The organism is Stenotrophomonas sp. 610A2, from assembly GCF_030549615.1.
GTDB lineage: Bacteria > Pseudomonadota > Gammaproteobacteria > Xanthomonadales > Xanthomonadaceae > Stenotrophomonas > Stenotrophomonas pigmentata.
Map to the genome: position 1 here is coordinate 4507049 of NZ_CP130832.1, position 18793 is coordinate 4525841.

Genomic DNA, 18793 nt, shown 5'->3' on the forward strand with positions numbered 1-18793 from the left:
GTCGTGCCGACCCATGGTCGGCAAGCGGCATTACCGGGAACGCCTCAGCCGACCATGGGTCGGCACTACAAGCGCATCACAAGCGCATCAGCGCTCGACGATGGCGACCACGCCCATGCCACCGGCGGTGCAGATCGAGACCAGTGCGCGGCCACCGCCGCGTGCGGCCAGTTCCTTGGCCACGGTGCCGATGATGCGGGCACCGGTGGCGGCGAACGGGTGGCCGGTGGCCAGCGAAGAGCCCAGCGGGTTGATCTTGGCCGGATCGATACGGCCCAGCGCTGCATCCAGGCCCAGGCGGTTGCGGCAGTAGTCCTCGCTTTCCCAGGCGCTCAGCGTGCACAGCACCTGCGCGGCGAAGGCCTCGTGGATTTCATAGATATCAAAATCCTGCAGGGTCAGGCCATTGCGCTTGAGCATTTCCGGCACGGCGGTGGTCGGCGCCATCAGCAGGCCTTCGCCATGCACGAAGTCCACTGCCGAAACCTGCGAATCACGCAGGTAGGCCAGCGGCTCATGGCCGTGTGCACGTGCCCATTCCTCGCTGGCCAGCAGCACCGCGGCGGCACCATCGGTCAACGGGGTGGAGTTGGCGGCGGTCAGGGTGCCGCGGCCAGAGGCCTTGTCGAAGGCCGGCTTCAAGGTGGCCAGCTTTTCCAGCGAGGTATCCGGGCGCAGCACGTTGTCGCGCTCGACGCCACGGAACGGTGCAATCAGGTCACTGAAGAAACCGCGCTCGTAAGCGGCAGCCAGCTTCTTGTGCGAGGACACCGCCCATTCGTCCTGCGCTTCACGCGAGATGTTCCATTCCTTGGCCATGTCCTCGCAGTGGTCACCCATGCTCTTGCCGGTGCGCGGCTCGGCCACGCCGGGGAACTCGGGCTTGAGCTCGGAGAACTTGAAGCCCTTGAGCAGGGTGCGGATCTTGTCGCCGGTGCTCTTGGCACGGTTTGCGGCCAGCAGGCGCGCGCGCAGCTTCTTGCCGTAGACGATCGGCACGTCGGAGGTGGTATCCGAACCGCCGCCGATGCCGGACTCGATCTGCCCCAGGGCGATCTTGTTGGCGACGGTGATGATGCTGTCCAGCGAAGTACCGCAGGCGCGCTGCAGGGTGATGCCCGGGGTCAGCGGCGACAGGCCGGACGACAGCGCGGCCTCGCGGCCCAGGTTCCAGTCGCTGGGATGCTTGATCACCGCGCCCATCGCCACTTCGCCCAACTGCTGGCCATGCAGGCCGAACCGTTCAACAAGCGCCCCAAGCGTACGGACCGACATGCCAAGGTTGCCAACGTCCGAATAAGCGGTGTTCTGACGGCAGAACGGAATGCGGACACCACCGAGGATGGCGACGGGTCGAGCGCTGGGCATGCGGGTACCTGACATGGGAAAGAGTGTTCAAAGTGGCCTGCACGCGATAGCAGGCATAATGGTGTTGAGTGTAGCTTCGAGGCCGTGATGGGCCAACCGCGAATCATGAGCAATTCAAACCCCGACGTGAACGCCCTTGGCGTAGTGGCATTGGAACTGGCTGGCGGCGAGCAGCCCGGCAAGGCGGCCCTGGGCTCCGAGCAGGCTGGCGAACTGGTGGCATTGATAGGCCGCGACCTGACCAAGCTGGTCCCGCAGGTCAGCGAGCTGGACCTGGTTTTCGCCGCGGCGCATTTCGACCCGGCCGAAGTGCTGCGCCCCGGCCTGCCCATTCATCGGCGCCTGGAAGAACTGCAGATGCGCGCCCCCGGCCGCAACCACGGCGCGCGCCTGCTGGCGTTCGGTGCCGATGCCAATGGCGAGATCCCGTTGCCACTGCAGGCCGATCCTGCGCTGACCGGTGGCGCGCTGCGGCTGCTGCCGTTCGTGCTGGCTGGCGGTGAAGCGGCGGTGCGCCATGAAGTGCGTGATGCGCTGGAAGAAGTCTTGCTAGCCAATGGCATGGCACAACCGGACACCGCGCTGCTGGCACAGAACAGCTTTGCCGCGCAGATCGAACACGCGCGCTATTTCACCGTCAACGACCTGGCCGCGATGATGGCCATGCAGTACGACAACCAGGGCCTGGCCGATTTGTGGCCAATACTGGAAACGGCGATGTTCGCGCCGAACGAAGAACAATGGCTGGAAGCATCGCCTGAACCGCTGCTGCGTTACGTCGGTGGCGAAGTGCGGATGGCCTTGTTTGATCCGGCCGGCTGGTGCGCCCACTACGCGCAGGACAAAAACGACTGCGATCGCCTGCAGCGCGTGTACGAGCAATACATGATGCGCCAGCGGCAGATGGCCGCCGTATTGGAAGCGCATGGCATCGATGTGCTGTATGTGCACGTGAATGCCGGGCAGGATGCGAAGGCACTGCTGGCGCATTGAGTGCGCGCTGGTGAATGCTGAAAAGGCCGCGTAAGCGGCCTTTTTTGTTTTGAAGCGGGGTGAAGCAGAAGCAAGAGCCCCCCTCCCCAGCCCTCCCCTTCGCTGCGCGAAAGGGAGGGAGTCAGTCACTGCGCCTTGGCAATCACCGCACAGGCCAGACGTGCACCGGCATTGCCGGTCGGCTGGGTCTTGTAGTCGTCCGGCTCGGCGTGGACGATCAGGCCGCGGCCGACGATGTCGAAACCATCGCCAACACCGACGTTGACGTTGCTCGCCACCGGGCCATCGATATGCGCGTTGCCCTGTGCGTCGGCCTTGATGTTGGGCATGTCGCCGCCGTGATGCATGGCGGTGCTGATGCTGCCGTGCTCGCTGCTGCCCGGGTTGAAGTGGCCGCCTGCGCTGGTGCCGTCCGGCGCGCTGCAATCGCCCTTCTCGTGGATGTGGAAGCCGTGCTCGCTGTCCGGCTTCAAGCCGGTGATATCGCCGCTGGCACGCAACTGGCCATCGACCAGGCTGAAGTTGATGGTGCCGGCGACCGTGCTGTCCTTGGTCGGCTGCAGCTGTGCGGTTGCGATCGGCTTGGCCAGTTCCGGCGGTGCAGCCGGGTCTGCAGCCGGTGTGGTCTCGGCCGTTGGGGCGATGCTGTCGGCCGGCACCGCGTCGGGCTCTGCGCCCTTGTTGCAGGCGGTGAGGGCCAGGGCGCTGGCGAGGAACAGGCTGGTGTGGATCAGTCGCATTGGTTGACTCCCTTGCTGGTCTGGATCGAATCCGGGTTGGACTTGCGGGTTGGCGCGCTCAGCGCACCACACGTATCACCGCACAGGCGACGCGAGCGCCGGCATTGCCGGCCGGTTGGCTGCGGTAATCGTCGGCTGACGCATGTACCACCAGTGCGCGCCCGGCGACGTCATTTGCAGCACCACCGCCGAGGGTAACGCCGCGAAGATGAACATCCACGTTGGCTACACCCTTGGCGTCAGCCTGCAGGTTGTCCATGTCGCCGGCATGATGCGCGCCGGCAGCGGCGCGGCCGTGCTGCTGCATGCCCGGGTTGAAGTGGCCGCCGGCGCTGCTGGCATCCACCGCGCTGCAATCGCCTTTCTCATGCACATGGAAGGCGGCCTGCTGGCCGCGCGGCAAGCCACCAATCACGCCGGTGATATGCACGCCACCGGCTTCCGGCACCAAGGCCAGACGACCGCTAACCAGACTGGCCGAGGCCGGTGCCAGATTGGCTTCGGCCATCCTGGCGGTACTGACCGTGGCCACCGGCGGCGGTGGCGGCTCGGGCTTGGTACGCGGGCTGGTACCACAGGCCGCCAGCAGCCAGGTACTGGCGGCGGCGAGCAGAAGCAGGCGTTGACGCATCGGGAACTCCTTTGAATACGTGCCGACGAGGCTCGTGGCCTGGCATGGCAGGGTGTTGCTGTAGACAGATCGTGCCAACGATGCCTGTTTGTGGCGAAGCGGTCGAGTGTTGGTTCCACTCAGTCGGCTCCGCCCAACACAGGAACCACACTCTCCGCCGCTGTTTCCACCTTCTGCAATGTGGCCCGCACATCGCGCAGCGCGCCTTCGTGCTGGTCACCATAGACTTCACGCATTGCGGCTAGCGCCGCGCTGGCATGTTCGTGCGCGTTGATGCGCTCCCCCATTGCCAGCTCTGCCTCGGCCAGGCCTCGCAGGATTTCCGCGGTGACGTGGTTGGCGCGGCCCAGGCTGCGATCTGCAATGGCAAGCAGGGCTCTCTGCTCGTCCCGCGATGCACTGGCCTGTCCAGCCGCCAGCAGCCAGTTGGCGTGGTTGTGCCGTGCGACCACGGTCGATTGCGATTCCGGACCAAACCGGCGAGCGTTCCATTCCATGGTCGCGCGATAGTGCGGCCCCGCCTCCTGTACCTTGCCCTGTTCACGCAATGCGCTGCCCAACATGCCACGCACACCGATGGGGTAGCCGTTGTCGGGGCCATAGATTCGTTCGTAGGCGGCCAGCAACTGCCGGAGTTCAGGCTCGGCACCGGCAAAATCGCGCATGCGCAGCCGTGTCGTCACCAGATCACGTCGTGCCACCAGGGTTAGTGGATGATCCAGTCCATTGATGTGTGTGCGCCGCCGCACCACATCATCCATCAGGGCGATGGATTGGGTGTAATCACCACTGGTGGACAGCAGGTTCGCATAACGTTTGACCGCATCCAGCCGTTGCTGGTCATCCGCGGGGGCGATACGGATGAAGCCATCCAACGCTTCCTTGGCCAGCGCCAGTGCTTCGGGCGCCTTTCCTTGCACGAAGCGCACCCAGGACAGGCGTGACTGCATGTCGTAGGCCAGCCAGAGGTGCGCTGGATCGCCAGCGCGTGCCTTGGCGATACCCTCATCCAATACCGCTTGCGCCTCGGTGTACCTGTCGCTTCCCACATAGGCGTCACCCAGCACCTGCAATGCGCGCAGGCGCTGCAGCTCCAATACCCCAGGGTGCTTGTCGGCGAGTTTACGTATCGCTTCCAGGTGGTCGATGGCGCGATCGTATTCACCCAGCACTATCTGGTTGATGGCGATGATCAGCCGCATGTCCGCAAGCGTGTCCGGGTAGGCAGACAGATCCTGCGGTGCCCGCCGCGACGCATCCTCCAGAACCCGCAGCATCAGGGTCTTGTCCAGATCCTCGGCCATGGCAGGGTCCATGCTGTCCAGCACCGAGGCCAGGAATCCGGAAGACACCTTTGCGCGTGCTGCTTCCTGGCGCGCTTCGCGCAACGACCAGGCCGTGGCTACCAGGCCCGCCAGCAGTACCGCAACGACAACCGCTGCAGCCAAGACCATCAGCCGATTGCGGCGTACGAACTTGCGCAGCGCCAGCAGGCCGGTCCGGCCTGCCGCCTGTGGCGGATAGTGGCGCAGCCAACGACGCAGGTCTTCGAGCAACAATGACACCGACGCATAGCGATCTGCTCGCTCGTTGCGCAACGCCTTGATGGCAATCGCGTCGAGACCGTCGCGCAGATCCCGCAGCAGCTGTGCGGGCTTGCTTCCGCGCGCGGCGGCCAGCTGCTGCTGTCGCTCCGGCGTGAGATTGCGCCATTGCTGCGAAGGTTCCTGCAGCAATGGCGCACCAGCCCGCGCGCCGCAGGCCAGCTCGTAGAGCATCGCACCGAGCGAATACACGTCACTGCGGGCGTCGACATCGCTACCCGGCAGGGATTGCTCGGGACTCATGTAGCCCGGTGTACCACCGGCGCCGCTGGTTTCCGCGCCCTCGGCTTCCACGGCGATGCCGAAATCGATGATCTTGGGCATCGCCTGCCCGTCAACGCTGCATACCAGCACATTGCCAGGCTTCAGATCGCGATGGATGACACCCTTCTGATGCGCGTGCTGGACGCCTTCGGCGACCTTTACCAGCAACTCGACGCGTTCGCGCATGCTCAATGCGTGCTGGTCGCACCAATCGGTGATGGCTTGGCCCTGGATGTATTCCATGACCAGGTAGGCACGCCCCTCCGGGTCGATGCCGGCATCATGGATCTGCGCGATGGCAGGATGCTGCATCTGGGCCAGCAAGCGACATTCGTACTCGAAGTGCAGGTGGCGACGTTCGCTCAATGCCTGCGAACGCACAAGCTTGAGCGCGACCTCACGTTCATAGGCACCATCGGCCCGCTGCGCCAGGTACACCCGGCCCATACCGCCTACGCCAATCACCCGCTGCACCGACCACGGCCCAAACCGGGTACCTGCGGCGATGTTGGCCTCATCCGCCTGCAGCAACACTTCCACCGCACGTTGCAGCGGCTCACGCAGCCTTCGTGTCGCGTCCTCGTCAGCAGCGATCAGCGCCAGCAGCTCCTGTCGCAACTCCGGCGCATCATCCGTCTGTGCATAGGCAAAATCGATGCGCTCGCTTTCCGGAAGATCGGTCGCCTGACTGAACAATTCGACCAGTCGGCTCCATGCCTCGGCGCTCAACATGCGTCGGGCCACCACGTCGCTCATATGGACGCCTGCTCATGGAACCACGCGTACGACGCCGTTGCAGCGCCGCAATGCGGGTAGAAACAAGGGTTCATAAGCGCACTCCCATACGCCAACGCCATCGTGGCCTCCATGGGGAGCCGAGTATACATACCCCCATTCAGCTGGGTTGGGCGGACCCAGGCGGCTCAACGACGGCGGCCGGGCCCGAGTTTGCGGGTAACGGTGTTACGGCCAAGTCCCAGCCGCGTGGCGGCATCGGCGCGATGGCCATCGGTGAAGTCCAGTGCCACTTCCAGCAGCACGTTGTCCAAGCGCTCACGTGCCTCGGCATGCAGGCCACTGGCGCCTTCGGCCAGACGTTGCCTGGCCCATGCCGCCAAGGCCTTGTCCCAGTGCTGCGGGGCCACCGCCACCGTGCTGCCGGCGGCACGGCCGCCGCGGTTCAAGGCGGCCTGCACGTCTTCGGCCGACACCGTATCGGCGACAGCCAGAGCCGCCAGACGCCAGCAGACGTTCTCAAGTTCGCGGACGTTGCCCGGCCAATGGTGTTCGCGCAGCGCTTTCACTGCGGCCACAGACAGGCGCTTTGGCGGCATGTCGAGCCGGCGCGCGGCGTTGGCAAGGAAGTTCTCGGCCAGCTGCGGCACGTCGCCGAGGCGCTCGCGCAGCGGCGGCAGCAACAGCCGCACCATGTCGAGCCGATGCAGCAGGTCGGCACGGAAGCGGCCTTGTTCGACCAGCGTTTCCAGATCCTGGTGGGTAGCCGCAACCACGCGCACATCGACGCGGATCAGCTCGCGGCCACCAACGCGGAAGAATTCGCCTTCGGCCAGCACGCGCAGCAATCGCGTCTGCAACGCCAGCGGCATGTCGCCGATTTCATCGAGGAACAAGGTGCCGCCGTCGGCCTGCTCGAAGCGGCCGATGTGGCGCTTGGTCGCGCCGGTGAAGGCACCGGCCTCGTGGCCGAACAATTCGCTTTCCAACAGCTCGGCCGGAATCGCCGCGGTGTTCAACGCAACGAAGGGGCCTTTTGCGCGCGGTGACTCGCGGTGCAAGGCGTTGGCCACCAACTCCTTGCCGGTGCCGGTCTCGCCATTGATCAGCACCGACAGCGGTGCCTGCGCGAGACGGCCGATGGCGCGGAACAGCGCGCGCATCGCGGGTGTGTCACCGATCAGCTGTGGCGGCCCTTCTTCCTTCTGCGTTGCCGCAGGTGGCAGTGCTACCGGCTCCGGCAGTTCTTCGGCTTCGGGCAGCGCGCGCCGCGCCAGCTCCACCGCATCGTCCAGATCGAAGGGCTTGGACAGGAATTCATGCGCACCGCCACGGAATGCGCCAGCGGTGCTGGCCACATCGGTGTACGCCGACATCACGATCACCGGCAGTTGCGGATGCGCGGTCTTGAGCTTGTCCAGCAGCACCAATCCGTCGTCACCGGGCATGCGCACATCGGTGAACAGCAGATCCGGCACCGGCTGCCGCGCCATCGCGCCCAATGCAGCGGCAGCGCTATCGAAACCTTCCACCGTGTAGCCGGCATCGCGCAAGGCGGTGGTCAGCACGAAACGCACCGAGCGGTCGTCATCGACTACCCAGACGGTCGCGGCCTGTGTCGACTTATGCATCGCCCACCTCCGGCACTTCCTCGGCGGCGGGCAACGGCAGCAGCACGGTGAACACGGTGTGGCCGGGGCGCGAGCGGTAGCTCAAGGTGCCGCGGTGTTCGCGTGCGACCTGCTGGGCCAAGGCCAGGCCCAGCCCGGTGCCTTCGGCGCGACCGCTGACCAGCGGCAGGAACAGGTGCTCGGCCAGTTCTTCCGGCACGCCACGGCCGTCGTCGGCCACTTCCAAGCGCAAGGCAAGGGCATAAGGCTGCTCGGCGATGCGCAGGCCGTGCTCGACGCGGGTGCGCAAGGTGACGCTGGTGGCGCCGGCCTGGATGGCGTTGCGGACCAGGTTCAACAAAGCCTGGGTGAGGCGGCCAGCATCGCCGGGAAACTCGGGAATGCTGGGATCGTAATCGCGCAGCAGGCGTACCGACCAGCCCGCTTCGTTCTCGACCAGGCGCAGCACGCGTTCCAGCGCGGCGTGGATGTTCAGCGGCGCATGCGGACGCTGCGGTGCTGGTGACAGCAGTTGCTCCAGCAAGGTATTGAGGCGCTCGATCTCGGCGCCGATCAATTCAATCAGTTCTCGCTCATCGGCATCACGGCCAGTCGCACGCCGTGCCAGCAGCTGGGCGGCACCTTTCAGGCCGGCCAGCGGATTACGCAGTTCGTGGGCCAGCCCTTTCAAGGCGGCGCTGAACGCGCCGGGCAACACCTGCGCCGGGTCGGTGCCCTGGAACTCGTCCACCGGATGCGCTTCCAGCAGCCAACCGCCCTGCTCCACCGCGCTCAACCAGCCATCGGCGAAGCGCGGCGTCTCTCCTGGCAGGGCCAAGGTCAGCCGCGGCAGGCGGGTCAGGTCGGTGGCCGGGTTGGCGAGGCGCTGCGCCAGAACCTCACCCTGCGCTTCCAGCGACACCAGCGGCTGGCCGAGCAGGCGCCGCACGCTCACCCCCAGCCAACGGCAGAACGCGGGGTTTGCACCCTGGATGCGCCCGTCCACACCACTCCAGACCAGCGGCGTGGCCAGCAACTCCGGGGTGGGCGAGAAATCGGCGTCGGTCATTGCACCAATATAGTGCAAAGCAGGCCGATCACTGCTTCTGCAACAACAGGGAATGCAGGATGCGGGCGTCTTCGGCGTCGAGTTCGGCGGGCAGGCTGTCGCTGCCACGGAAACGACGGTGGAAGGCGCGCGCAGCGGCAGCGCGATCATCCAGCGCGTAACCGAAGGCCTGCATCGCCATCCAGCTGTCGAAACCAGCCGGTGCCGGGCCGTGCGTTGGGTCCGGCCACAAGCCGAAGCCGGCTTCGGCCAGCTGCTGCCACGGGAAGTAGCGGCTGGGGTCGGCCTTGCGGGTCGGGGCCAGGTCGGCGTGGCCGATGATCTGGCTGCGCGGGATGTTGTAGCGCTTGCAGAGATCGTCGAGCAGGCGCAGCAGGCTGGCGATCTGCGGTTGGGTAAAGGGTGTGTCGCCGTTGTTGTCGATCTCGATGCCGATCGACGTCGAGTTGAGATCACTGAAGCCACCCCAGCGCCCACCACCGGCATGCCAGGCGCGTTCGCCATCGGCCACGAGCTGATAGAGCTCACCATCGCTGCCGACCAGGTAGTGCGAGCTGACCTTGCCGCCGCTGTTGGCGCTGCGCAGCGTGTCCAGGCTTTCCTGCACCGAATCCTGCTCGGTGTGGTGCAGCACGATCAGCACCGGCTGGCGATCGTTGTAGTTCGGCGACGGCACCCAGTGCGCGAGCGGATTGCGCTCCGGCGTGGAGGTGCAGGCAGTCAGCGTGGCCAACAGGGCGAGCGGCAGCAGCAGTTTGGTCTTCATGGGGGACATTGCACGTTGCCGGGCGCGGCATTGCAAGTGCGCTCGGGCATGGAACGACAACTGGGCCGATGACGGCGGCGATGTGGCTTGCGTGCATTGGAGGGCCTGCTCAGGGAGTTGGGGAGCCGACGTGGTGCCGGCACGGAACATGCGCTGCATGTCCAAAACGCTTTCCGCTGGGGATGGCTGGCCGATGTGGCTAGGCTATGCAGATGGGTGGTTCATCGATCTGCTGGAGCGGCAATGCGTGATTCACTGAAACAGAAAATCGTTGCGGTCTGCGATGCCAAGATCGCGGCGAAGGGGGCGACGGTTGGGTTGTCGTTCTATGCGTTTTTTGCGAATCGAAACGATGATCCCGAGCTGCTGATGGAAGCGGCTACCTGGTGGATCCAGATCCATCGGCTGGATCATTTTGAGAAAGCTGAGAAGGTGAAGGCGTTGGTATTGGCAGAGCGGCTGTAGTGCCGAGCCATGCTCGGCAGGGGCCTTACCGGTAATGCCTCAAAAGCTCCCCTCACCCCAACCCCTCTCCCGCTAGCGGGAGAGGGGCTTTGGTTTTCTGCGGGATCAGGGCTGAAGCGATTAGGCCTCGTAAGCCGACTCGCCGTGGGTGGTGACGTCCAGACCGGTGCGCTCTGCTTCTTCGCTGACGCGCAGGCCAACCAATGCACGGACCACCAGCAGGATGGCGGCGGTGACGACGGCCGACCACAGCACGGTGAAGCCGACGCTGACTACCTGCACCCACACCTGGTGGCCGATATCCAGATCAACCTTGGTGCCGCCCAGCGACTGTGCGCTGAACACGCCGGTAAGGATGGCGCCGACGATACCGCCCACGCCATGCACACCGAACACGTCGGCGGTGTCGTCGGCCTTAAGCAGACGCTTCAAGCCGGTCACGCCCCAGACGCAGACGATGCCGGTGACAAAACCAATGACGATGGCGCCCAGCGGACCGACAGTGCCGCATGCAGGGGTGACGCCAACCAGACCGGCCACGGCACCGGAAGCGGCGCCCAACGCTGACGGATGGCCCTTGGTGACGGCTTCGACCAGCGTCCAGCCCAGCACGGCTGCTGCGGTTGCCAGCACGGTGTTGATGAAGGCCAGCGAGGCAACGGTGTCGGCGGCGGCAGCGGAGCCGGCGTTGAAGCCGAACCAGCCCACCCACAGCAGCATCGCGCCAATCCAGGTCAGCGGCAGGTTGTGCGGCTTCAATGCGGTCTGGCCGTAGCCCAGGCGCTTGCCGACGAACCAAGCCGCCACCAGGCCGGCAACACCTGCATTGATGTGGACCACGGTGCCACCGGCAAAGTCGATCGCGCCCATCTCACCGAGGTAACCACCACCCCAGACGATGTGCGCCATCGGGATGTAGCTCAGGGTGAACCACAGCGCCGAGAACAGCAGCACCGCGCGGAACTTGATGCGCTCGGCGAAGGCGCCGACGATCAGTGCGGTGGTGATGCCGGCGAAGGTCGACTGGAAGGCAACGAACAGGAAGTCCGGCAGGCCGGCGATTGGCGTATTGCCCACCGAGTCCGGGGTGAAGCCCTTGAGGAAGGCGAATTCGGTGAACGAACCGAAGAACTGGTTGCCCGCACTGAATACCGCGCTGTAGCCGTAAGCCACCCACAGGATCAGCACCAGCGAGAACACCACCAGCACCTGGCTGAGCACCGACAGCACGTTCTTGGCCCGCACCAGCCCGCCATAGAACAGCGCAAGGCCGGGCACCACCATCATCAGCACCAGCAAGGTGGCGGTGAGCATCCACGCCACGTCGCCCTTGTCGAAGCTGGGTGCAGCTTCTGCTTCAGCAGCAGGTGCGGCTGCAGCCTCTGCCGGCGCGGCCGCCACTTCAGTGGCAGCTGCAGGTGGCGCCTGCGTGTCCTGTGCCCAGGCACTGCTGGTAAACATGCCCAGCAGCATCGCGGTGAGCATGAAAGACAGGCACAGGCCTCCGAGCCGGGCTTTCAACCCGGTGAAAAATTCCGTTCGCATTGTCGACTCCGGTTGTGGGGGTGGAACCTGCCAGCGACCTGTTGTCACCTGGCGGTCGCTGCCGCCGGAGGACGGGTCGGTAGCGGGTTCTTAAAGCGCGTCGGCGCCTGTTTCGCCGGTGCGGATACGCACCACTTGTTCAAGCGCGGTAACGAAGATCTTGCCGTCACCGATCTTGCCGGTGCCAGCTGCGCCCTGCAGGGCTTCGATCACCGCCTCGACGTTGTCGTCGGTGACGGCGGTTTCAATGCGGATCTTGGGGAGGAAATCGACGACGTACTCGGCGCCACGGTACAGCTCGGTGTGGCCTTTCTGCCGTCCAAAGCCCTTGACCTCGGTGACGGTGATGCCGGAAACGCCTGTGGCGCCCAAGGCTTCACGCACTTCGTCGAGCTTGAATGGACGGATGATCGCGGAGATTAATTTCATGCGCATGTCCCGATGTGGAGGAGACCGGCCTGCGGCTGCGGGCCGGCATCGTGTCTTCCACCGGCCGATGTGTGGCCGCTGGCTGTTGCGCCGAACGCATCATGGGCCTGGCTGTTGCCGCCGGCATTGCTGCCGGCGACCGCAACCACGCGGGAGGGAGGAGTGGCCCATGCCGCGCGCTCGGATTCTCTTGCCCCTGCAGGCGTGTTGCTGGCTGTTGCTTTGCCTGTGTGCTCCCCAGCAACAAAGGCGGCGGCGATGAACGCGGATGGGAGGGGGAGGGTCCACGCCACCGCCGCCTAAAAACAGCTAGAAACTACACCTGGTGTTGCCGGCGGCCAGCGCAACGCGGTGGCCGCCGTTACATCAGCTTGTCGACTCAGCTTGCGTAGTACAGCTGGTACTCGAGCGGGTGGGTCGCTGCGCGGAACGCAGTGACTTCCTTCATCTTCAACGCGATGTAAGCATCGATGAAGTCGTCGCTCATCACGCCGCCGGCCTTGAGGAACTCGCGGTCCTTGTCCAGTGCTTCCAGTGCCTGGTCCAGCGAGGAGCAGACCTGCGGGATCAGCTTCTCTTCTTCCGGCGGCAGGTCGTACAGATCCTTGTCACTCGGTGCGCCCGGGTCGATCTGGTTCTTGATGCCGTCCAGGCCGGCCATCATCAGCGCGGTGAAGGTCAGGTAGCCGGACTGGATCGGATCCGGGAAGCGCATTTCGATGCGGCGTGCCTTCGGGTTGGACACCCACGGAATGCGGCACGAGGCCGAACGGTTGCGCGCCGAGTAGGCCAGCATCACCGGTGCTTCGAAGCCCGGAACCAGGCGCTTGTAGCTGTTGGTGCCGGAGTTGGCGAAGGCATTGATGGCACGGGCGTGCTTGAAGATGCCGCCGATGTACCACAGCGCCATCTGGCTCAGGCCGCCGTAGCCGTCACCGGAGAACAGGTTGGCGCCGCCCTTGGCCAGCGACTGGTGCACGTGCATGCCGCTGCCGTTGTCGCCGACCAGCGGCTTGGGCATGAAGGTGACGGTCTTGCCATTGCGGTGGGCAACGTTCTTGATGACGTGCTTCATGCGCTGCAGTTCGTCGGCCTTGGTCACCAGGGTGTTGAACTTGGCGCCGATCTCGCACTGGCCGGCATTGGCCACTTCGTGGTGGTGCACTTCGACTTCGATGCCGACCTTTTCCAGCACCTTGCACATCTCGGCGCGGATATCGTGCAGCGAATCGGTCGGCGGCACCGGGAAGTAACCGCCCTTCACCGCAGGACGGTAGCCGGTGTTGGTGCCGTCATAGCTCTTGCCGGTGTTCCAGGAGCCTTCCTCGGAGTTGATCTTGAAGAAGGTGTGGCCCATGTCGTTGGCGAACTGGACCGAATCGAAGATGAAGAATTCCGGTTCCGGGCCGAAGAACGCCAGGTCGGCGATGCCCGAGGACTTCAGGTACGACTCGGCGCGCTTGGCGATGCCGCGCGGGCAGCGGCCGTAGCCCTGCATGGTGGCCGGGTCGAGCACGTCACAGGTCAGCACCAGGGTCGGGTCGGCGTAGAACGGATCAACGTAGGCGCTGGCCGGGTCCGGCATCAGCACCATGTCCGACTCGGCGATGCCCTTCCAACCGGCGATCGAGCTGCCGTCGAACATCTTGCCTTCTTCAAACAGCGACGGCTCGATGATCGACGCCGGGAAGGTCACGTGCTGCTCGATGCCACGCATGTCGACGAAACGCAGGTCGATGAACTCGATCTGGTTGTCCTTGATCAGCTTCTCAACGTTTTCCAGGGACATCGGGTGAAACCTCGGATGGATGAAGAATGTGTGTATTAAAGCAAACGCCGTGCCAACTTTAAAAACGACGTAAGCATTTGTTTTTAAATGGCAATGGTTGCACTTGCACCCTTATGTGCGCACCACGCTGGTGCATTTGGTGCGTCATGCACCGTTCGGGTGCGAAAAGCACAATGGACTATGCTGTGCCCGACTCCTCTCAATCCGCTTCCATGTCCGACCTGCTCTCCGCCCTGCTCCTTGGCATCCTCGAAGGCCTCACCGAATTCCTCCCGATCTCCAGCACCGGCCACCTGCTGATCGCCCAGCATTGGCTGGGTGAACGCTCGGATTTCTTCAACATCATCATCCAGGCCGGCGCAATCATCGCCATCACCCTGGTGTTCCGGCAGCGCCTGTGGTCCTTGGCCACCGGCCTGAACCAGCACGAAAACCGCGACTACGTGATGAAGCTGGGCGTGGCCTTCCTGGTCACCGCCCTGGTCGGCCTGCCGGTGCGCCTTGCCGGCTGGGAATTGCCCGAAACCGTTACCCCGGTGGCCTGGGCGTTGGTCATCGGCGGCGTCTGGATGCTGATCGCCGAGCGCTTTGCCGCACGCATGCCCGACAGCGAAACGGTGACCTGGAAAGTAGCCATCGCCGTTGGCCTGGCGCAGGTGGTGGCCGGCGTATTCCCCGGCACCTCACGTTCGGCTGCGGCGATCTTCCTGGCCATGTTGCTGGGCTTGAGCCGGCGTTCGGCGGCCACCGAGTTCGTCTTCCTGGTCGGCATCCCCACCATGTTCGCCGCCAGCGGTTATGCCTTCCTGGAACTGGCCAAGGACGGCAAGCTTGGCAGCGAGAACTGGACCGACGTCGGCGTGGCCTTCGCCGCCGCCGTGGTCACCGGTTTCATTGTGGTCAAATGGCTGTTGAGCTATATCAAGCGTCATTCCTTCAGCGGCTTCGCCCTGTATCGGATCGCCTTGGGCATCGGCCTGCTGTTGTTTTTGCCTGCTGGAAACTGAATGCGTCACTGCGGAGTTGACCCCGGCGCCCGCGCCGGTCCGTTTATCGCCCTGAATCTTTCCACGCTCCCAAGGAGTTCCAAATGAAGCGCATCCTCCTGTTGGCCCTGCCGTTCGCCCTGATGACCGCCTGCAGCAACCCGCCGGCCGCCAAGGACGCCACCGATACGGCCGCTCCTGCAGCCACGGCAGCGGCCGCCGCACCTGCCGCAGCAACGGCGAGCATCGACGCCAGCCAGCTCGGCGCCAACCACTGGCTGCTGGACAACGCCGTGGACGCCAGCGGCAAGCGCATCGACGGCCTGTTCGTGCAGGCTGACAAGCCGCTGACCCTGGACTTCAAGGACAACCGTCTGTCGGTCAGCAACGCCTGCAACAACATCGGTGGCGGCTACACGCTGGAAGCCGATGCCCTGACCGTCGGCAGCCTGATGTCCACCAACAAGGCCTGCCAGGGCCCGCTGATGGCGGTTGACGGCCTGATCAGCGAACGTCTGCAGGGCAAGCTGACCGTGCGTGCGCTGGATGCCTCGGCACTGACCCTGGTCACCGCGTCCGGCGACGTGCTGAGCTTCCGCGCCGAGCCGACCGCTGAAACCCGCTACGGCGGCCCGGGCGAGACGGTGTTCATGGAAGTTGAGCCGCAGACCAAGCCCTGCCCGCACCCGCTGATGAAGGACGCCACCTGCCTGCAGGTGCGTGAGGTGAAGTACAACGAGCAGGGCCTGGAACAGGGCAAGCGCGGTGCCTTCGAGAACTTCTACGGCAACATCGAGGGTTACACCCACCAGCCGGGCGTGCGCAACGTGCTGCGCCTGAAGCGCTACCAGATCAAGAACCCGCCGGCGGATGCACCGTCGCAGGCCTATGTGCTGGACATGGTGGTGATGTCGGAAACGGCCAAGTAAGCCCGAAGGGCTTACGCAAACAGCAAGGGCGCCGTCAGGCGCCCTTGCTGTTTTGTAGAGCCGAGCCATGCTCGGCTGGGGCATTCCGGTAAAGCCTCACCTGTAGAGCCGAGCCATGCTCGGCTGGGGCAATACCGGGAAAGCCTCTGCCGAGCATGGCTCGGCACTACCGATCTAGGCCAGCGCTTTGTTCAACGTATACGTGCCATGCACCGACGCTTCGGCCAGCACATGGCCCTGCATGGCGCGATGCACATCGGCGGCGGTGAATGCACCGTCGACCGGCAGGCGCTCCAGGTCCAGCGCGAACAGCCGGAAGAAATAGCGGTGCAGGCGTTCGTCGTTGAACGGCGGATACGGACCGTCGTAACCGAAGTACGTGCCACTCATCTGCGCATTGCCGGCAAACCAACCGGTGTAATCGTTGATGCCCTGGCGTGCACCGGCCGGGCCGGCCGGCTGGGTCTTGCCGTGCGCGGTGAAACCGTCGCTGCAGCTGCCGGCAGCGATTTCGCGCAGCTCCGCAGGAACATCCACCATCACCCAATGCACGAAGTCGGCACGCGGCTGGTCCAGCGGAATGCTGACGTCGTCACGGCCCACCAGCTCGGCCACGGTCGGCACATCCGGGTCCACGCAGATCAGCGCGAACGAGCGCGTGCCAGCCGGCACATCGCTCCACGCCAGCTGCGGATTGCGGTTGCCGGCGAAGCCATTGGCATCACCGGCGGCAAACTCGGCCGCGATCGGCTGGCCGTTCTGAAAACTCTGGCTGTCCAGTTTCATCATTGCTCCTTGATCAGGCTTCGGGATAGCCCAGGCGCACCGCGACCGGGGTCAACACTGCAAATTCGGATGCCAGCACCTGCGCGTAATTGCGCCAGTGGCCCGCCGGTACGGTGCCCGGGCCAAGGCTGCGCACGGCCGGGAAACGCAGGCCGAAGGCCTGCTCCAGCAATGCGCCCATCGCTGCCGGGTCGTTCACCGCGTCGTCGGTGCGGATGATCATGTGCGTGTACAGATCCTGCTCATGCAGCAGTGCGATCTGTGCCAGCGCGCGTGCCAGCCACTGTGCGGCCTCGCTGGACGAGGTCAGCGCCAACGGCGCCGGTGCACCCAGCGCCAGCCACTCCACCAGCATGTCGCGCGGATCACGCAGGGCAATGACCAGGCGGCCTTCCGGCAGCTGCGGGCGCAGCGCCCACAACAGCGCGTTGTCCCACCACAGCAGCCAGTCGATCACGTTGCCGTCTTCGATGCCGCGGGCAGGCAGCGCTTCGCGCCACTGCTGCACCAGCTGCTCCGGGCTGAGCTCGTCGTTGGCCAGGCGCTGCAGGGTCAGGAAGTTCTGGAAAGCATCTACGGGCGGGGTCGGCCCGAAGCGATCACCACGCAGCACGCGGCTGCCGGCCGCCATCACCGTGGCCACACGCTCCACGCCCGAGCCGGGCGCACCCCACAGGAACATCGGCCGCACCGGATTGTCGTCGGCGACCTCGCCCAGCGCCGGCCATTCGGCCGGTGCGCGTGCCTGCTGCGGCAGCGGCAGGCGGGTGGGTGCCAGTTCCGCATGCACATGCAGCCAGGTTGCCAGTGCACCGGCGCGATCGCCGGCGCGGTCCTGGGTGGCGCCCAGCCAGGTGCGCACGGCCGCGCGCGCCTGCTCGGGCGCGTTGTCCACCAGCCTCTGCACATGCGCGACCGCTGCGCTCGGCTCGCGCTGCAGCAGTGCTTCAACAATGCGCTGCTCGCCACTGACCCGGCCCGGCTCCAGTGCAACGATGTGCTGGGCGATTGCTTCGGCCTCTTCGGCCTGATCGTTCATGTCATGCAGGCTCATCCGCGCTTCCAGCGCCGGCAGATGCTCGGGCATCTGTGCCAACCAGCGCTCGACCACGTCGACCGCTTCTTCGCTGCCGACCTGGGCAACCGCCAGACGCGCCATCCACAGATCGTGGAACTGCGGGTTCGCCTGCACTGCGGCATCCAGCTCGCTGCGGGCTTCCTCGTCGCGGCCCAGGCGCTGCCAGGCCATCAGCAGCATCTGCAGCGTGGCACGGTCGCCCGGCACCTGCTGCAGCAACGGGCGCAGATGCTCCAGCGCCTGCAGCGGTTGCCCGGACACCAATTCCAGTTCGCCGGCCATGCGACGCAGGCCGGGGGTATCCCCCTCCGCCGTGGCCAGCACTTCGCGCATCATCTCCGCGGCGCGGTCGGCGTGGCCCTGGCGCAGGGCCAGCTGCACCACCATGCCGCGCAGCGCGTTGTTGCTTGGGTTCAATTCGATCACGCGGCGGAACGCCTGCTCGGCGAAGGCCAGCATGTCCTTTTCCAGATACGCGAAGCCCAGCGCGTACAGCACACGGACATCGTCCGGCAACCTCGCACTGGCAGCCGACAGGATGGCCAGCGCACGGTCGGCATCACCGCGACGCAGCGCGACCATGCCTTCGATCGCGCCCAACTCGGCGCTGTCCGGATCAACACGCGCGGCCATGCGGCCAAGGCGGTCGGCCTCGTCGACATCACCGCGGGCCAGCGCCAGATGCGCCTGCATCAGGTAGGCAGAGAATTCATTGGGATTGAGCGAGGTGCTGCGGTCCAGCGCCTGCCCGGCGGCATCGATCTGGCGCTGCGCCAGCAGCAGGCCGGCGTGCTGCAGATGCAGGGCGGCGTCATCCGGGGCCAGGCCCAAGGCTGTTTCCAGACTGCCCTGGGCCTGCTCCAGCTGGCCCTGCTGCTGCAATGCCAGCGCCAGCCAGCGGTGGGCGGCGGCGTGCTGCGGTTCGGCGCCAACCCATGCCTGGGCCAGGGACACGGCCTCGTCGGTGGCATTACGGCGCAGGGCTTCAGTGATCTTGTCTTGCATG

The 18793-nt window shown here is 65.3% G+C and carries 16 protein-coding genes; 4 read left to right on the forward strand and 12 right to left on the reverse strand.

Annotation, left to right across the window (positions count from 1 at the left end; translation table 11 throughout):
* Positions 1-87: 87 nt before the first annotated feature.
* Positions 88-1383 carry an acetyl-CoA C-acetyltransferase gene (locus Q5Z11_RS20005; RefSeq protein WP_303748017.1) on the reverse strand — a complete coding sequence of 432 codons (1296 nt, stop codon included), beginning with the start codon at positions 1381-1383 and terminating at the stop codon, positions 88-90.
* A 90-nt stretch (positions 1384-1473) separates the two neighbouring features.
* On the opposite strand from Q5Z11_RS20005, the gene Q5Z11_RS20010 reads away from it, so the two are divergent.
* Complete coding sequence (locus tag Q5Z11_RS20010; RefSeq protein ID WP_303748018.1) at positions 1474-2361, forward strand: hypothetical protein; 888 nt, start codon at positions 1474-1476, stop codon at positions 2359-2361.
* 125 nt (positions 2362-2486) lie between these two features.
* Here the strand turns inward: Q5Z11_RS20010 and Q5Z11_RS20015 are convergent, their stop codons facing one another.
* From Q5Z11_RS20015 to Q5Z11_RS20040, 6 genes are all read right to left on the reverse strand, one after another.
* Positions 2487-3101, reverse strand: a complete 615-nt coding sequence (locus Q5Z11_RS20015; RefSeq protein WP_303748019.1) for a superoxide dismutase family protein — start codon at positions 3099-3101, stop codon at positions 2487-2489.
* A gap of 58 nt (positions 3102-3159) precedes the next feature.
* Complete coding sequence (locus Q5Z11_RS20020) at positions 3160-3732, reverse strand: superoxide dismutase family protein (RefSeq protein ID WP_303748020.1); 573 nt, start codon at positions 3730-3732, stop codon at positions 3160-3162.
* Between the two features lie 119 nt (positions 3733-3851).
* Complete coding sequence (locus Q5Z11_RS20025) at positions 3852-6356, reverse strand: serine/threonine-protein kinase (RefSeq protein WP_303748021.1); 2505 nt, start codon at positions 6354-6356, stop codon at positions 3852-3854.
* 167 nt (positions 6357-6523) lie between these two features.
* Positions 6524-7966 carry a nitrogen regulation protein NR(I) gene (gene ntrC / locus Q5Z11_RS20030; RefSeq protein WP_303748022.1) on the reverse strand — a complete coding sequence of 481 codons (1443 nt, stop codon included), beginning with the start codon at positions 7964-7966 and terminating at the stop codon, positions 6524-6526.
* Positions 7959-9014 carry a two-component system sensor histidine kinase NtrB gene (locus Q5Z11_RS20035; protein ID WP_303748023.1) on the reverse strand — a complete coding sequence of 352 codons (1056 nt, stop codon included), beginning with the start codon at positions 9012-9014 and terminating at the stop codon, positions 7959-7961. Before Q5Z11_RS20035 ends, ntrC begins: the two co-directional genes overlap by 8 nt.
* A gap of 28 nt (positions 9015-9042) precedes the next feature.
* Positions 9043-9789 (reverse strand): N-acetylmuramoyl-L-alanine amidase, encoded by a 747-nt coding sequence (locus Q5Z11_RS20040; protein ID WP_303748024.1) that lies wholly within the window; start codon positions 9787-9789, stop codon positions 9043-9045.
* Between the two features lie 234 nt (positions 9790-10023).
* On the opposite strand from Q5Z11_RS20040, the gene Q5Z11_RS20045 reads away from it, so the two are divergent.
* Complete coding sequence (locus Q5Z11_RS20045; RefSeq protein WP_303748025.1) at positions 10024-10245, forward strand: DUF6500 family protein; 222 nt, start codon at positions 10024-10026, stop codon at positions 10243-10245.
* Positions 10246-10365: 120 nt separating this feature from the next.
* On the opposite strand, the gene Q5Z11_RS20050 is transcribed toward Q5Z11_RS20045, so the two are convergent.
* From Q5Z11_RS20050 to glnA, 3 genes are all read right to left on the reverse strand, one after another.
* Positions 10366-11790, reverse strand: a complete 1425-nt coding sequence (locus tag Q5Z11_RS20050; RefSeq protein WP_303748026.1) for an ammonium transporter — start codon at positions 11788-11790, stop codon at positions 10366-10368.
* Positions 11791-11880: 90 nt separating this feature from the next.
* The gene (locus tag Q5Z11_RS20055; RefSeq protein ID WP_282269689.1) at positions 11881-12219 is read right to left on the reverse strand and encodes a P-II family nitrogen regulator; all 339 of its coding nucleotides are present in this window, start codon (positions 12217-12219) and stop codon (positions 11881-11883) included.
* Positions 12220-12598: 379 nt separating this feature from the next.
* Positions 12599-14008, reverse strand: a complete 1410-nt coding sequence (gene glnA / locus Q5Z11_RS20060; RefSeq protein WP_282269691.1) for a type I glutamate--ammonia ligase — start codon at positions 14006-14008, stop codon at positions 12599-12601.
* Between the two features lie 212 nt (positions 14009-14220).
* On the opposite strand from glnA, the gene Q5Z11_RS20065 reads away from it, so the two are divergent.
* Both Q5Z11_RS20065 and Q5Z11_RS20070 read left to right on the forward strand, forming a co-directional pair.
* Positions 14221-15015: an undecaprenyl-diphosphate phosphatase gene (locus Q5Z11_RS20065; protein ID WP_303748027.1), complete on the forward strand. Its 795-nt coding sequence runs from the start codon at positions 14221-14223 to the stop codon at positions 15013-15015.
* Positions 15016-15098: 83 nt separating this feature from the next.
* Positions 15099-15923: an META and DUF4377 domain-containing protein gene (locus Q5Z11_RS20070; RefSeq protein WP_303748028.1), complete on the forward strand. Its 825-nt coding sequence runs from the start codon at positions 15099-15101 to the stop codon at positions 15921-15923.
* Between the two features lie 174 nt (positions 15924-16097).
* Here Q5Z11_RS20070 and Q5Z11_RS20075 read toward each other — a convergent pair whose 3' ends face one another.
* Positions 16098-16709: a YbhB/YbcL family Raf kinase inhibitor-like protein gene (locus Q5Z11_RS20075; RefSeq protein ID WP_303748029.1), complete on the reverse strand. Its 612-nt coding sequence runs from the start codon at positions 16707-16709 to the stop codon at positions 16098-16100.
* Between the two features lie 13 nt (positions 16710-16722).
* Positions 16723-18792, reverse strand: coding sequence for a tetratricopeptide repeat protein (locus Q5Z11_RS20080; protein ID WP_303748030.1), 2070 nt, complete (start codon positions 18790-18792; stop codon positions 16723-16725).
* Position 18793 lies beyond the last annotated feature (1 nt).

Excerpts from the sequence above, each read along its gene's own strand:
- Q5Z11_RS20005 (WP_303748017.1), bottom strand. The coding sequence starts at position 1,383 with ATGTCAGGTACCCGCATGCCCAGCGCTCGACCCGTCGCCATCCTCGGT.
- Q5Z11_RS20010 (WP_303748018.1), top strand. The coding sequence starts at position 1,474 with ATGAGCAATTCAAACCCCGACGTGAACGCCCTTGGCGTAGTGGCATTG.
- Q5Z11_RS20015 (WP_303748019.1), bottom strand. The coding sequence starts at position 3,101 with ATGCGACTGATCCACACCAGCCTGTTCCTCGCCAGCGCCCTGGCCCTC.
- Q5Z11_RS20020 (WP_303748020.1), bottom strand. The coding sequence starts at position 3,732 with ATGCGTCAACGCCTGCTTCTGCTCGCCGCCGCCAGTACCTGGCTGCTG.
- Q5Z11_RS20025 (WP_303748021.1), bottom strand. The coding sequence starts at position 6,356 with ATGAGCGACGTGGTGGCCCGACGCATGTTGAGCGCCGAGGCATGGAGC.
- ntrC (WP_303748022.1), bottom strand. The coding sequence starts at position 7,966 with ATGCATAAGTCGACACAGGCCGCGACCGTCTGGGTAGTCGATGACGAC.
- Q5Z11_RS20035 (WP_303748023.1), bottom strand. The coding sequence starts at position 9,014 with ATGACCGACGCCGATTTCTCGCCCACCCCGGAGTTGCTGGCCACGCCG.
- Q5Z11_RS20040 (WP_303748024.1), bottom strand. The coding sequence starts at position 9,789 with ATGTCCCCCATGAAGACCAAACTGCTGCTGCCGCTCGCCCTGTTGGCC.
- Q5Z11_RS20045 (WP_303748025.1), top strand. The coding sequence starts at position 10,024 with ATGCGTGATTCACTGAAACAGAAAATCGTTGCGGTCTGCGATGCCAAG.
- Q5Z11_RS20050 (WP_303748026.1), bottom strand. The coding sequence starts at position 11,790 with ATGCGAACGGAATTTTTCACCGGGTTGAAAGCCCGGCTCGGAGGCCTG.
- Q5Z11_RS20055 (WP_282269689.1), bottom strand. The coding sequence starts at position 12,219 with ATGAAATTAATCTCCGCGATCATCCGTCCATTCAAGCTCGACGAAGTG.
- glnA (WP_282269691.1), bottom strand. The coding sequence starts at position 14,008 with ATGTCCCTGGAAAACGTTGAGAAGCTGATCAAGGACAACCAGATCGAG.
- Q5Z11_RS20065 (WP_303748027.1), top strand. The coding sequence starts at position 14,221 with ATGTCCGACCTGCTCTCCGCCCTGCTCCTTGGCATCCTCGAAGGCCTC.
- Q5Z11_RS20070 (WP_303748028.1), top strand. The coding sequence starts at position 15,099 with ATGAAGCGCATCCTCCTGTTGGCCCTGCCGTTCGCCCTGATGACCGCC.
- Q5Z11_RS20075 (WP_303748029.1), bottom strand. The coding sequence starts at position 16,709 with ATGAAACTGGACAGCCAGAGTTTTCAGAACGGCCAGCCGATCGCGGCC.
- Q5Z11_RS20080 (WP_303748030.1), bottom strand. The coding sequence starts at position 18,792 with ATGCAAGACAAGATCACTGAAGCCCTGCGCCGTAATGCCACCGACGAG.